General features: G+C 37.4%; 12 protein-coding genes. 5 read left to right on the forward strand and 7 right to left on the reverse strand.

What is annotated here, in order from left to right; all coding sequences use genetic code 11:
- Positions 1-79 precede the first annotated feature (79 nt).
- Positions 80-535, forward strand: a complete 456-nt coding sequence (locus tag ABDJ41_RS12965; protein ID WP_349786472.1) for a DoxX family protein — start codon at positions 80-82, stop codon at positions 533-535.
- A gap of 18 nt (positions 536-553) precedes the next feature.
- Here ABDJ41_RS12965 and ABDJ41_RS12970 read toward each other — a convergent pair whose 3' ends face one another.
- Genes ABDJ41_RS12970 through ABDJ41_RS12985 form a run of 4 tightly spaced genes read right to left on the reverse strand, consistent with a single transcriptional unit; the run spans position 554 to position 3,815 of the window.
- Positions 554-1,063 (reverse strand): shikimate kinase, encoded by a 510-nt coding sequence (locus ABDJ41_RS12970; RefSeq protein ID WP_349786473.1) that lies wholly within the window; start codon positions 1,061-1,063, stop codon positions 554-556.
- Positions 1,064-2,119: an ABC transporter permease gene (locus tag ABDJ41_RS12975; protein WP_349786474.1), complete on the reverse strand. Its 1,056-nt coding sequence runs from the start codon at positions 2,117-2,119 to the stop codon at positions 1,064-1,066.
- 2 nt (positions 2,120-2,121) lie between these two features.
- Entirely contained in the window at positions 2,122-3,273 is a 1,152-nt protein-coding gene (locus ABDJ41_RS12980) for a BT_3928 family protein (protein ID WP_349786475.1), read from the reverse strand.
- Positions 3,273-3,815, reverse strand: a complete 543-nt coding sequence (locus ABDJ41_RS12985) for a DUF1599 domain-containing protein (RefSeq protein ID WP_349786476.1) — start codon at positions 3,813-3,815, stop codon at positions 3,273-3,275. The genes ABDJ41_RS12980 and ABDJ41_RS12985 overlap by 1 nt, the downstream gene beginning before the upstream one ends.
- 69 nt (positions 3,816-3,884) lie before the next feature.
- Between ABDJ41_RS12985 and folP the strand changes: the two genes are divergently transcribed.
- The 3 genes from folP to ABDJ41_RS13000 all read left to right on the forward strand — a co-directional run bounded on the left by folP (position 3,885) and on the right by ABDJ41_RS13000 (position 8,068).
- The gene (folP, locus tag ABDJ41_RS12990; protein ID WP_349786477.1) at positions 3,885-4,742 is read left to right on the forward strand and encodes a dihydropteroate synthase; all 858 of its coding nucleotides are present in this window, start codon (positions 3,885-3,887) and stop codon (positions 4,740-4,742) included.
- A gap of 70 nt (positions 4,743-4,812) precedes the next feature.
- Entirely contained in the window at positions 4,813-5,604 is a 792-nt protein-coding gene (gene cdaA, locus ABDJ41_RS12995) for a diadenylate cyclase CdaA (RefSeq protein ID WP_349786478.1), read from the forward strand.
- A gap of 100 nt (positions 5,605-5,704) precedes the next feature.
- On the forward strand, positions 5,705-8,068 hold the full coding sequence (locus tag ABDJ41_RS13000) for an ATP-binding protein (RefSeq protein WP_349786479.1): 2,364 nt from the start codon (positions 5,705-5,707) through the stop codon (positions 8,066-8,068).
- A gap of 57 nt (positions 8,069-8,125) precedes the next feature.
- On the opposite strand, the gene ABDJ41_RS13005 is transcribed toward ABDJ41_RS13000, so the two are convergent.
- Entirely contained in the window at positions 8,126-8,536 is a 411-nt protein-coding gene (locus ABDJ41_RS13005; RefSeq protein ID WP_349786480.1) for a BrxA/BrxB family bacilliredoxin, read from the reverse strand.
- A 226-nt stretch (positions 8,537-8,762) separates the two neighbouring features.
- Here ABDJ41_RS13005 and ahcY point away from each other — a divergent pair, with 226 nt between their 5' ends.
- Positions 8,763-10,079 (forward strand): adenosylhomocysteinase, encoded by a 1,317-nt coding sequence (gene ahcY / locus ABDJ41_RS13010; RefSeq protein ID WP_349786481.1) that lies wholly within the window; start codon positions 8,763-8,765, stop codon positions 10,077-10,079.
- A gap of 84 nt (positions 10,080-10,163) precedes the next feature.
- On the opposite strand, the gene ABDJ41_RS13015 is transcribed toward ahcY, so the two are convergent.
- Complete coding sequence (locus tag ABDJ41_RS13015) at positions 10,164-11,684, reverse strand: RagB/SusD family nutrient uptake outer membrane protein (protein WP_349786482.1); 1,521 nt, start codon at positions 11,682-11,684, stop codon at positions 10,164-10,166.
- Between the two features lie 23 nt (positions 11,685-11,707).
- Positions 11,708-14,800 (reverse strand): SusC/RagA family TonB-linked outer membrane protein, encoded by a 3,093-nt coding sequence (locus tag ABDJ41_RS13020; RefSeq protein WP_349786483.1) that lies wholly within the window; start codon positions 14,798-14,800, stop codon positions 11,708-11,710.
- Positions 14,801-15,137: the final 337 nt, after the last annotated feature.

Genomic DNA, 15,137 nt, shown 5'->3' on the forward strand with positions numbered 1-15,137 from the left:
GTTAATAATTTACTATTGTTTTTTTCATAGCTTTTCATTAACTTTAATAGAGGACTTCATTAAAAAGAAGGCATTCTATATGACAGTTATTCAAAAAATTGAGCACTGGGGTGACGTTCATCGTACCAAATGGCTTGATGTGATACGCATCGTATTAGGTATACTCATCTTTAGCAAAGGCATTGCCATTGTAAGCAATACCGCAGCATTACAAGACATGTTACTACAAAACAACACTTATGCTTTCTCGGGATTAATGTCTAGCCTTGGACTACACATTGTTGGCTTTGTACATCTTGTAGGAGGCATTTTAATCACTATTGGCCTACTTACACGTTTTGCAGCTGTAATACAGATTCCAATATTGATCATTGCAGTATTTTTTGTAAACCTTTCAAGAGGGTTCTCAGTCCTTAACAATGAGTTATGGCTTTCAATCCTTGTCTTGTTATTGCTTGTCTTGTTCTGGGTAGTGGGTTCTGGTCCGCTTTCCGTAGATCAGGCCATGAAGAAGAGACCAAATATCTACAGATAAGTCTGGCAGATTTAAACTTTATTGCCAGCTTAAAACTGCTGCCCTCATCGCATCAGCGGTGAGGTTTATTCCGTTTACCTTAAGCAATGCACGTTGATAAAACACGTTGCGTTCATTGAGTTTCTTTTCGATAAACTCAATCATTTGTGCTTCTGTCAGGTCTTTAAGCAAGGGACGTTTATCTTTCCCACTTTCCAAACGTTTTGCTAAGGCTGCAGGAGACATTTCTATGTATATGGATAAGCCATTTTCATTCATCCAGTCCATATTATCAAAAAAACAAGGTGCTCCACCTCCGGTTGCTATTACCACATTTGCTGGATAATCAAAAGTTTTTAAAGTTTCACTTTCCAGCTTCCTGAATGCATCTTCACCATGACCAGCAAAGTATGCACCTATGGTGCTCCCCAGGTTTTTCTCTATCTCATGATCAAGGTCAACAAATGTATACCCCAATTTTTGAGCAAGTTTTTTGCCCATTGTACTTTTCCCACAGCCCATAAAGCCTATCAGAAATATTTTCATCATTTATGCAAGTTTTACCCTTGGATCTGCAAAGGCATATAATATATCAACCAAAATATTAATTATCACAAATATAAAGGCTATAAAAAGAATGGATCCCATAACAACAGGAAAATCAGACATCTCCAGTGCATTTACCGTAGTACGTCCAAGTCCATTATACCCAAATATGTATTCTACAAAAAATGACCCTGCCAATAAAGAAGCAAACCAACCTGATATGGCCGTAATAACAGGATTCAGCGCATTTTTCAGTGCATGTTTATAAATAATTGCATTACGACTCAAACCTTTCGCATTTGCCGTTCGGATATAATCCTGTGCCAATACATCCAGCATAGCACTACGTGTTAACTGAACAATAATTGCAAGTGGTCTTAAACCCAATGTTACCATAGGAAGCCATAAGTTTTTCCAGGTCACAATCTCTCCTTTAAATGGATCGTAACTATACAAACTACCCGACATATTCAGCCCTGTATAATCGCTTAAAACAAAACCAAAAAGCCAGGCTATGATGATTCCAGCAAAAAAAGAAGGTGCGGAGATTCCCAATATAGCAAAGGAATTAGCGACTTTATCAATCCAGGTATCCTTATTTACTGCAGATATTACACCTAAAAACACACCTATAATGGTTGCAAATACCATTGCTGTAAAAGCCAGAATAAAGGTATTGGGAACAGTTTCCGACAAAATAGTTGTCACATCCCTTTTCGTTTGATAAGATCTCCTTAGATAAGGCCATTTAAATGCAAGCACATGATCGCCAACAGGAATTAGCTTTAAATAGTTGTATTTCTCTTTATCGGCTGCAGTACATTCATGATAACCAATTGGGGAAAGATCATTAAGATAAAGAAAGAACTGCGCAGGCTTAGACTTATCTAGTCCAAACTCCTTTCTTACTGCTTCAAGAGAAGAAACATCAGCCCGTTGTCCCATTGTCATCCTTGCCGGATCTCCCGGCAGGATGTTAAACAAAATAAACACCACTACAATTACGCCAGCCATTACAGCAAATCCATACAAGATCTTTTTAATGGCGTATTGCAGCATATTTACTTACTAAAATATTGATCAGCCAATTTATCAAAGGTTGGCATAGTATTGTAATGCCATTTGTTAATGACAACACCGTTTTTAAGCAACATTACACCAGGATTTGACCTGACCATGCTCTTTAGCGGTACTGCATCTGCATAAAAAACCTCTGCAAACAATTTCATCCGTTTACTAAACTCATCAGCATCACTTGCAGAGTTAGAAGTAAGCAAAACTGTTCTAATATTAAATTGTTCTGTTGCATTCAAAGCAATTGCATTAATCTTAGCAATAGCATTTTCATTTACATCCTTAAGATTATAAGCTACTATAACCAGGTTGTAAAATGGGTTTTCTATTAATTCTTTAGTATAATCAGTCCCCGATGCATCACTAATCATCAGATCCATAATTTTAGGCGTATATCCTTTTTTAACAAGTACTTTCTCTGGTTCACCTACAATCTCCCAATTTTCATCCTTCCAAATTTCAGTTTTTAGATAATCCTTATCACTCATCACCTTTTTCTCGTTAGTTGTTTTGTTGTGCATATTATACATGATTGCATACTCATCTCCTTTTTCTCCTTCAGGAATTTTCATCAACTGTGGCAGATTTGCTCCAATCTTATAAGGTAAGAAGTCAATAACTGGAAGTGTGCTGTAAGTGTAAACACCAAATAATGTTGATGCCAGCGTCACAATGATCAATAATGCAGATTGTACCTTAGCGTTTTCTGTTATTGGATTGATCAACTTATGTTGCATAAACAGATAAATAATCAGCACTAGTAAAACCAGGTCTTTAGAGAATGACTGCCATGGAGTTAAAGGAATAGCATCGCCAAAACATCCACAAGAAGTCACCACTTTAAATGCAGCTGATACAAAAGTTAAAAAAGTAAAGAATATAATTACAAGTAGCAATCCTCCTGTAACCTTTTTACTCCAAAAGCCAAATAGTAGTAAAGCTCCAAGTACAATTTCCAATACACAAAGCAATACAGCGATACCGGTAGCAAATTCGCCCAGGAACGACATGTGGAATACCTCAAAATACTCCTGTAATTTGTAACCGAAGCCCAGTGGGTCATTCGCTTTAATTAATCCTGAAAATATAAAAAGGACCCCAACAAATATCCTTGAAAAGTTTAACGCGATCTTCTTCATTACTGTACTCCCAATTTAATCAACGCAAACACTGAATAATTCAGCATATCCTGATAATTCGCTTTCACTCCTTCAGAAGCAATTGTTTGCCCCATATTATCTTCGATCTGCTTCACACGAAAGATCTTCATCAGAATCAGATCCGTTAATGAACTGATCCTCATATCACGCCAGGCTTCTCCATAATCGTGGTTTTTATTAAACATGAGTTCCTTATTTTCGTTTACCAGTTCCTCGTATTTTGTTTCCACAGCTTTCAATTCCATTTCAAGCGGGTCACTTTCATTCAGTTCCAGTTGCATCATTGCTATTATACAATAATTTATGATGCCGATATATTCAGGAATAATTCCTTCCCCTACTTTAGAGATTTTCTTTTCTTCTAACGTACGGATACGTTGCGCTTTGATAAAGATCTGGTCAGTAATAGACGCTGGTCTTAATATACGCCATGCTGTACCATAATCTTTTGTTTTCTTTAAAAAAAGCGTTTTACAAACCGCTATAACAGCGTCGAATTCCTGAGATGTATTTGTTGCCAAAACAATTAATATAATAAGTTAAAACCCGTTTTAATACCAGTCCTTTTTTATCTAAGTTTGTATTAAAACATGGCTAAAGATACATTTTTAAACCGAAAGACCACACTAAACGTTAAAGGCAGAATCACCGATTTGAGTAGTCCGTCTGTCATGGGAATACTTAATCTTACCGACGATTCATTTTACAGCAATAGCCGTATCAGTTCATTGGAGCTCGCTTTACAACGTGCTGAAACAATAATTAATGAAGGTGGTAAATTTATAGATATTGGTGCTTATTCTTCTAGACCCGGTGCAATTGATGTTACTGAGCGACAAGAAATAGACCGGATTGTCCCGGTAGTGGAGTCCATCACAAAAAGCTACCCAGATGTTTTGATTTCAATAGATACTTTTCGGGCTAAAGTTGCCCGTTTTGCGATTGAAGCCGGCGCACATATTATAAACGACATTGCAGCCGGTAATATGGATGAAGCTATGTTTCAGACTGTGGCCAGCTTAAAAGTCCCCTACATCATGATGCACATGAGAGGTACTCCACAAACCATGCAACAACATACAGATTATAATCACTTAATGCTGGATATGATCAGTTATTTTTCTGTTAAAGTAGATGAGTTGAAAAATTTAGGTGTAAATGATATCATTCTGGATCCAGGATTTGGTTTTGCAAAAACCCTAGAACAGAACTACGAAGTCTTAAGACACATGAGTGATCTGGATATTCTTGAACTTCCTATTCTGGCAGGATTATCGAGAAAATCTATGATCTACAAATTCCTAGGTGGTGGCCCTGAGCAAGCGTTAAATGGGACAACAACTCTGAATACAATAGCGCTATTAAAAGGGGCAAATATTTTAAGAGTTCATGATGTAAAAGCTGCGGTAGAGTGCATTGCATTGGTTACAAAGATGCAACAACAATAATATGGCTAAAATTCCTAACTTGGCATTAAGAACATAAAGCTGTTTTTACAAACAGCATAATATAATACGGGTGAAAACATTAGAATTTGATTTCTTAAAAATAACAGTGACAGATGCAGTAGATATTATTCTGGTTGCACTGATCATATATTACATTTACAACCTGATTAAAAATACACTGGCTGTAAACCTATTATTGGGAATGGTTATTATCCTGGTAATATACTGGGTTGTTGCTGCCCTTAACATGAAGCTGCTTTCGAATATCCTAAATCAGTTCATGAATGTAGGAATTATTGCCTTGATTGTTATATTCCAACCGGAAATCAGGCGATTCCTCCTATTAATTGGAAAAAATACATTTTTACAACAAAACAAAGCCTGGTGGGGTTATTTATTTGGCAGCAAGAATATTGAACAAAATAACCTGATCAGAATTAAACCTATCATTGATGCTTGTAAAAGCATGAAAAAGACCAGAACAGGTGCTTTGATTGTATTTGTTAAGTTCTATGATGATCAACTATTTGCGAATAGCTGCGAGCTAATCGATTCTAAAATATCAAAACGATTACTTGAAAGTATTTTTCAAAAGTACAGTCCACTTCATGATGGTGCTGTAGTTATTGCAGAAAATAAAATTAAAAGTGCCAGCTGCATTCTTCCTCTAACTGATAATGATAAACTACCTCCGCAATTTGGCCTCCGCCATCGTGCAGGTATAGGCATTTCAGAAACCGCTGATGCTGTAGCAGTTATAATTTCAGAAGAGACAGGAGAAATTGCCTATGCCAAACAAGGAAGAGTGCGAATGAATGTTTCATTCGGAGAATTAGAAAAATTATTAAATAAGGACTTCTAATTTTTTGCTATTAACTTGTTAATTAACATATATTAGCGCAAAAATTAAAATCATTAATTGATTAACCCCAAACCGTTAATTAAGTATTTTAATATTCTTAATGGAGTTAAGTAAGTGTTTTTATAGCGTATGGCTAATGCTATGCTGCTTTACAAGTTGTGTATTTGCAAATTCTAATGTAGAAATCCCTGTCGCAAAAAATGGGGTAATAGATCTTCGCGAACAAAATTTAGAGAACAAAATCCCTCTTAAGGGCGAATGGTTATTTTACTGGAACCAACTGTTAGATCCTAAAAATATAGAAAATGGTAATGCTGAACTGGTAGACTTTCCTTACAGCTGGACAGATAAAAAAAATGGGAAAAGCTTACCTGCATTTGGTTATGGTACTTATTCTGTCAAAGTTATATTACCAAAATCACGACAGTCTTTAAAAATTGCTATGCCAGATGTTTATTCAGCATACAAACTATACGTGAATGGGCGTTTAGTGGGAAAAAATGGAAAAGTTAGTACTGTTGCCGATAACTTCATTCCATATTGGGAACATAAAACAATAGATGTACCAGGTGGCGCAGATACATTAAACCTCGTATTGCAGGTTTCAAACTTTACCCATAGAAAGGCGGGGATTAAGAAAAACATCTGGATTGGCAATAAGGATAAGGTTATTTTAGACAGAAAACAAACCGAGGCCATTGATCTTTTATTGACAGGATGCCTGATTATGGGTGGTCTTTTCTTCTTAGGATTATACCTGATGGGTAACAGAGACAAGCCCATTTTATTGTTCGCTCTATTCTCTATAGTGTATAGTTATAGAGTAGCAGGAACAGACAATTATGTACTGCATACAATACTTCCAGATGTAAGTTGGGACCTAATGATCCGGCTTGAATATTTGAGTCTATTTTTAGGAATTAGTCTATTTACTTTATATACCAGATACCTATATCCAGGCGAAGTAAATAAAATAATTATATGGGCTATTGGATCATTGTGTTTCGGCTTCTCCGTTGCAAGTATGATAATATCGCCGTATTACTTTTCGCAGCTAACCAATCCATTCCTGATCGTAATGACTTCTTGCTTGATTTATATACCTTATGTATATATCATTGCCTACAAAAGAAAAAGACCAGGAGCAATTTACACGCTATTAAGTACGATTGCATTAATGCCTGTCTTTGCAATTACTTTACTTAATTATTGGTCATTCATTCCAACATTCCAACTATTGTGTTTTGTGTTATACATTAGTTTTTTCTTTCTTCAATCACTCATCTTATCTCACAGAGTATCTTTTGATCTCAAGAAGTCTAGAATTGAAGCAGAAGAAGGCTTAAGAGCTAAAAGTGAATTTTTAAGCACGATGAGTCATGAAATCAGAACTCCGCTAAATGCCGTGATTGGGATGAGCCATCTTTTGCTAAAAAACACCCCGAGAAACGATCAGAAAGAGCAGCTTGATGTGATGCTGTTTTCAGCAAACAACCTCCTCTCTATTGTTAATGACATTTTAGATCTGAATAAGATTGAAGCAGGTAAAGTTACCTTCGAAAGAATTGAAATGGATGTAGCCTCCATTGCAGGTAACATTGTTTCCGGAATGCAAAGTGCAGCCAATGATAAAGGAATTGGACTCATGCTTCATGTTGATCAGAGGTTAAACAATAAATTACTGGGTGACCCGACCCGATTATCACAAGTAATGACAAACCTTGTTCATAATGCTATAAAATTCACCAATCAAGGTTTTGTCCAGGTTGCAGTAAATCTAACCGTACAAACTGAAACATTTGTCACCTTAACCATTGAAGTAAAAGACACAGGGATAGGCATTTCTAAAGATAAACAGAAGATTATTTTCGAACGGTTTACTCAAGCTGACTCTTCCACATCAAGAGGTTTTGGAGGTACCGGCTTAGGACTATCTATCTGCAAAAGGATACTTGAACTACAAAACTCATCATTGAATGTAATTAGTAATGAAGGCAAAGGTTCGACTTTCTATTTTGTACAGACTTTTGAAAAAAGCGACAAAACCCTTGAACATAGCAAGCAAGAACATTTACCAACAGAAAGCGACAAACCCCTTTCAGGAGTACATATCCTGCTTGTTGAAGACAATCTGATGAATGTACTTGTTGCTCAAAGATATCTGGAACGCTGGGGAGCTACAATCGAAGTTGCCCTGAATGGACAGGAAGCATTGGATAAACTGGATGTAAACAGACATAAGCTGATTTTGATGGATCTGCACATGCCTGTAATGGACGGCTATAAATCAAGCATGCAAATGCGACAGAATGGCGTTACTTTGCCTATTGTTGCACTAACTGCAAACCTACCTGATGAAATAGAGGACAGGGTATTTGCAGCTGGAATTGACGACATAGTGATCAAACCATTTTTACCGGATGAGCTGTATAGAAAAGTCCTATACCATATCTCTGAAAAATAAGTGAAAAACAAAAGGGCTACCTTTTCAGATAGCCCCAGTTATTATTTCTTTTTGCGATTAGCAATATTGATCAAATGCTCCGATTAAGCTATCAGCGATCATTTGAGCTGGACGCCCTTCAATCTGATGACGTTCAATCATATGAACCAATTTACCATCTTTAAACAAAGCCATTGCTGGTGATGACGGCGGGAAAGGCATCATATAACCTCTTGCTCTATCAACGGCTTCTTTTTCCATACCTGCAAATACTGTTACCAGTTTATCAGGATGTTTTTCGTTAGCTGCGGCCAGTCTTGCTGCCGGACGTGCATTAGCAGCGGCACAGCCACATACAGAGTTTACAACTACGAAGACAGTCCCCTCACCAGTGATGGCATTGTCAACATCTTCTGCAGTCTTTAATTCTTCAAAACCTACTTTAGTAAGTTCTGCACGCATCGGTTCTACTAAATATTCTGGATACATATACTTTAATTCTTAATTAATTCCTATTTCAATATACAAATGTACAGCACTTGTAGTTAGCATCAAAGGTTATCGGCTTAACGCTTTAGTTTTTACCGTTAAATTACTTTAGGATAAGTCATATCAACACTCTGCTTTTGAATTTGGTTCAACTATTGCATACTTTTGCATAACGAAATCAAGTTCTTAGAACAGCTTGGATTTCATAAACTTAAAAATCAATAATATGTCATCAGTAGAGACAACTTACGTTCCTTACAAAGTTAAGGACATTTCACTGGCAGAATGGGGCCGCAAAGAAATCGGATTGGCAGAGGCTGAAATGCCTGGATTAATGTCATTACGCGAAGAATTCGGACCATCAAAACCTTTAAAAGGTGCACGCATTGCAGGATGCTTACACATGACCATCCAAACTGCGGTTTTAATCGAAACATTGGTAGAACTAGGTGCTGAAGTAACCTGGTCTTCATGTAATATCTTCTCCACACAAGATCATGCCGCTGCTGCAATTGCTGCTGCAGGTATTCAGGTTTATGCCTGGAAGGGGTTAGACGAAGAGAGCTTCGACTGGTGTATTGAACAAACTTTACACTTCGGACCAGAGCGTCAGCCATTAAACATGATTCTTGATGATGGCGGCGATTTAACTAATATGGTGTTCGACAAATTCCCTGAGCTGATTCCAGCGATTAAAGGTTTATCTGAAGAAACGACTACAGGAGTACACCGTTTATATGAGCGCATGAAAAATGGCACATTGCACTTACCTGCAATTAATGTAAACGATTCTGTTACTAAATCTAAATTTGACAACAAATATGGTTGCCGTGAGTCATTAGTTGATGCGATCCGTCGTGCAACTGACGTAATGATGGCTGGTAAAGTTGCTGTTGTTGCCGGTTATGGTGATGTTGGTAAAGGTTCTGCAGAATCTTTAAGTTCACAAGGCGTACGTGTTATTGTTTCTGAAATTGACCCGATCTGTGCATTACAAGCTGCAATGGAAGGATATGAAGTAAAGAAATTTGCTACAGCTGTTAAAGAAGCTGATATCATTGTAACCACTACTGGTAACTGTGACATCGTTCGTGCTGAACACTTCAAAACCATGAAAGACAAAGCTATCGTTTGTAATATTGGTCACTTTGATAATGAGATTGATGTTGCCTGGTTAAATAAAAACTATGGTGATACTAAAGTAGAGATCAAACCTCAGGTTGATAAGTATACTATCGACGGCAAAGATATCATCTTATTGGCTGAAGGCCGTTTGGTAAACTTAGGCTGTGCAACTGGTCACCCAAGTTTTGTAATGTCTAACTCATTTACAAACCAAACATTAGCGCAATTGGAATTGTGGACAAACACTGATAAATATGAGAACAAAGTATATGTTCTTCCTAAATATTTAGATGAGAAAGTTGCACGTTTACACCTGGCTAAAATTGGTGTTGAACTGGATGTATTAGATCAGCATCAAGCAGACTATATTGGTGTTCCTGTTGAAGGTCCGTTTAAACCTGAAGCATACAGATACTAAGAAAGAATAAGCCTAAGTGAATCGGCTTAATGAACGGTCAAGTAGAACATGGTTTTACTTGACCGTTTTTATTAGCAATGGATTCTAGAAAGTATAACCAGGATTTTGTTCAAGGGCTCTATTTCTTTCCCATGCCTCCCGTGGAATTGGCAAACGTATAGGCTTAGTTTGAAGCCATGGTTTATTCGCCACATCTAAGGTTGAATAATTGGGTCTGTTGTCACGAATAAAGTCCAGGAAACGACCTCTGCGGTTTAAATCAGAGAAAGCACCTGCAGATTCCCAGATAAATTCCATTCTTCTTTCATAAAATATAGCATCAAGAACATCGTCTTTACCCAAGGTAAGTGGTTTTGGATCTAATTTAGCACGCTTACGGATACGATTCACTTCAATCATGGCATCCTGACTGCGACCCACTTCATTTAAAGCTTCAGCGTAATTCAATACCACCTCGGCATAGCGCAATACAGGTGCATTTACGCCAGAATTTCCAATAGTTGCCTTTTGCCAATATTTAGTAAGGATATAACCCGATTTAGACCAACCGGCAGGAACATTAACAGGCATTACAAAAGCTGCCATATCCTGATGAGGTTCTCCTGGACCAATGATAGCTCTCCAATAACGATCATCTTTGATTCTGCCAGTCTGATCCTTTTCAAATGCTTCTACCCAATGTGCCTGTGGAACAAAATTACTCCATGCTCCGGAACCTGTAAATTGAGATGGAGCTCCACGAGGTGCTGTTCTGTAAACAATGTTACTACCCTCGCCATCATTTCCTCCACGAAACTGAGTTGCGAAAAGCATTTCTTCATTTCCTTCATTAGTTTCCAAAAATACATCTCTGAAATTCGGCACAATATCATAGATTTTTAAATCATTGATATCCTCACTTGCCTTAACAGCGTCAGGCCACTTCTCCTGCCATAAATAAGCTTTCACTAGAAAACCTAAAGCAGCACCTTTGGTAGCACGCCCTAAGTCCTTTCCCTGCCAGGTTGGAGGCAAAACAGCAATTGCATCATTTAAGTCTTTCTCTACCTGCACCCAGATATCCTTAGCACTAGCCCTAGGAATTTCCATATTTGAAGAAGCATCAAGCTCATCCAGCACTAAAGGAACACCACCGAAATAGTTCACCAGGCGATAATAATAGATGGCCCTTAAAAATTTTGCCTGAGCAACAATTTTTGCTTTCACGTCATCAGCTAAACCCTCCATTTTACTTACTCTGGAGATCGTTAAATTAGCGCGGCTTATTCCAATGTAGGTTTGACTGTACACATCTCTTATTTTTGTATTGCTGGCAGGTAAGTTCAGGGAATGGATTTCAATCCTCGCTGCAGATCCGTCCATTTCATACAAATCACCACTCATAGCCCACTCAATATCGGCAGCATCTATAGATACACCATAAGTTTCATTAGGTTGTAATTGTCCATAAACACCGGTAAGGGCTGATTGAGCATCTTTTTCAGTTTTAAAAAAGTTAGCATCCGTTAACTGATCCTTAGGTGTTAAGGTTAGAAAATCTTTGGTGCATGAAGAAAAAATGCCTATGCTTATAAAAAGCATTATATATTTAAATCCTGTTTTCATTTTTTTAAGATTAGTTCTGAATATTATAGCGTAAGATTAATACCTGCGGTGAAAGTTCTTGGCATTGGGTAAACGCCGTCGTCAACTCCTGCCCTAATTGGATTTGTACTCCCCACTTCAGGATCAAATCCGGAGTAAGAAGTGAAAGTGAACAGGTTTTGAGCACTTACATAAAACCTCAGGCTCTTAAAAGTCTTTAAATTATTAAAGACAGCGGAAGGTAAACTATAACCCAAAACAATATTCCTAACTCTCATATAATCGCCTTTTTCCACATAAAAAGAAGAAGCATTTGCATAATTCCCATTGGCATCTACATATTTCAATGCTGGAATTTCATTTTTACCGCTTCCAGGTGTCCATCTTTCTAAAACATTTATAGAACTGTTCACAACTCCTGTTCCACCAAAATACTTCATCGGATAGATGGAAAACTTATTAGAATGGTAGATCTCATTTCCGGCGACACCTTGTAGCAATACATTTAAATCAAAACCTTTAAAAGATAAATCCAGGTTCATTCCGTACATGATATCTGGCCATGGTGTTCCTAATTTCACTTTATCAAGGTCAGACAAAATATTATCACCATTAATGTCTTTAAACTTAAAATCTCCCGCTACTGCATTAGGCTGTAAAGTTTTATTGACTTCTTGATTAGTCTGATAAATTCCATCTACCACATAACCTCTATAATATCCTATTGGCTGGCCAACTTCCGTATAAGAAGAGCTCATACTGGTAAAGTTAATTGTTGGTCCGTTGATTGGTCTGCCCACACCCAAGCTAGTCACCACATTGGTTAACGTTGAAATATTTCCATTGACATCAATTTTCAATCCCCCTACTTCAGTTTTGTAACCAAGTAAAAATTCAAAACCTTTGTTTTGTACCGCACCTCCATTTACAGATGGAGCTGTAGTAAAACCAGCTTCATAAGAAACCGGCAGGTTAACTAACATATCTTTTGTGTTCTTAACATAATAATCGGCTGTCAGGTAAACAGAATTATTTAACAAAGAGGCATCTATACCAATATTTGTTTGTTCTGTAGTTTCCCATTTTAAATTAGGATTTCCAGGTCTGGACATAGAAGCTCCTAAAATTAAATCCTGGTTTGGGCCGAATACATAATTATCACTTGCCGTTCCACTTCTAATAGTATTCAAATAACCGAAAGCCCCGATGGCATCATTACCTAATTGTCCCCAGCTACCTCTGATTTTCAATGCATTAATAAAGGATACTTTTTTTAGGAAATTTTCTTCTGAGATGTTCCATCCTGCCGATACCGAGGGGAAATTACCCCATTTATTATTTGGTCCAAAATTAGAGGAACCGTCTCTTCTGATACTTAATGAGAATAAATAACGATCGTTAAAACTATAATTCACACGTGCCAGATAAGAAGCCAATGCATAATCGCCTCGTGTACCACTTGCTTCCCTCAAATCTGTTTTACTCCCATTAATAACTTGCAATTGCTCATTAGAAAATTCTCTCCCCACAGCTGTAATCCAGTCAGTTTCGCTCTTTTGTGCAGTCTGTCCAACAACGGCTGATATATTATGCTTATCAATGATCTTATTAAAGGAAAGGGTATTCTCAATTAACCAGGTTAAATCAACAGCTGCCGTTTCACTCAAATAAGCCTGAAGATTTCTATAATGCCCACGTTCTGCGGTAGGCTCCCAGGAAGTGTTTCTATTGTTATCGTTGTCAATACCCAGGCTTGTCCTGAATTTTAATCCAGGGATGATTTCATAAGCTCCAAACACATTTCCAAAAACCCTTGAATTTTTTAAACGATTGTCCATTGACCTTGCCCGAAGCACTGGATTATCTCCCTGTGTGGTATAATATGCGGAAGAACCATTTATGACTGCATCCGGACCAAGTGTAGGATAAAATTGCTGTGCCAGGTTAAAAATGCCATAATTCATTACCTGATTCTGCTGTCCTTGAGATTGTGTAATGGTATAGGCAAGGGAACCACCAAATGACAATTGATCACTTGCCGCTAAATCTGCTGTAAATCTACCTGTATAGCGCTTATAGTTCGTTTCAATCATGGTTCCATCCTGATCTAAAAAACCCAGAGAAACGGCTGCTTTTAATTTCTTTGTACCGCCAGAGGCGCTGAAATCATAATTTTGAACCGGAGCATTTCTAAAAACCTGGTCAATCCAATTTGTTCCTTCTCCAAAAGAAGCAGGATTTGCCCATTCAGGATTGGGGGTCATATTCGAATTGGTATAGAGTTCATTCGCAAGGGTTGCAAATTGTTCAGCATTCAAAAACTTAGGTTTTTTCCATAGCTGTGCCATACCAACTGATGAGTTAAAATTCACTTTTGCCTGCCCCTCTTTACCTCTTTTAGTCGTCACTAAAATAACTCCATTCGCTGCTCTAGAACCATAAATCGCTGCTGAGGCCGCATCTTTCAATACTTCGATAGATTCGATATCATTAGGATTAATAACAGATAAGCCATCAACTTTATCTGAACTCCGACCAGTTCCCATACTTCCACTACTTATTGGAAAACCATCAACCACATATAAAGGTTGGTTACCTCCAGTTGTACCAACGCCTCTGATCCGTACGGAAGAAGAGCCTCCTGGAGCGCCTGAAGTTTGTGAGACATATACACCAGGTATTTTACCCTGAATAGCTGATGTAAAACTTGGCGTAGCTACCTTTACCAAATCTTCTGACTTAATGGAAGATACCGCTCCTGTCATGTCTTTCCTACGTTGAGTTCCATAACCTACTACCACAACCTCATTTAAGTTACTCGATTCGGGTTCTAGTTGAACTGTTAAATTGGTTTGGTTATTTACACCAACCTGTTTACTTTGATATCCGATAAAAGAAAAAACTAAGGTATCGGTTGATTTTGTAGCAATCTGAAAATTTCCGTTCACATCGCTGGACGTACCGCCACTGCTTCCTTTTATTTTTATACTTACACCTGGCAAAGTAATTTGATTAGTTCGATCTACAACTTTTCCACTCACATTTAGAGGTCCCTGGGCATAACCTACTCCTGGGATTAAAGCAAATAGAATCCCGAAAAGGAAACATGTTGCAGTAAAATTCTTTGTTTTCATCATTTTGTTTAGGGATTTAGATTTACACTGTATGGTTAATTATGCTAGTTTAATTAAATAATAGATTATTCGGTTACGTACCCGGGTGTTGAGATCTGCTGTTTCTTTCATCCATTATCCAGATGATTAATTCGCAGTACGTTAATTAAGATTGTTTTTAAGAGACAAAACGGTTACGTTACCGTAAATCTAAAATACCTTTTATTTTTCACATTTTATTACCTTATGGAATAATGAATCGAAATTTTGGGCGAATACAAAAAACAGGTCTTAAATCTGTTCGAAAATTAAAAAGGGATACAGTTAAAAAACTGCACCCCTTTTTGCTATAAAACATTTT

The sequence above is a fragment of the Pedobacter sp. ASV1-7 genome (genome assembly GCF_040203335.1).
Lineage (GTDB): Bacteria > Bacteroidota > Bacteroidia > Sphingobacteriales > Sphingobacteriaceae > Pedobacter.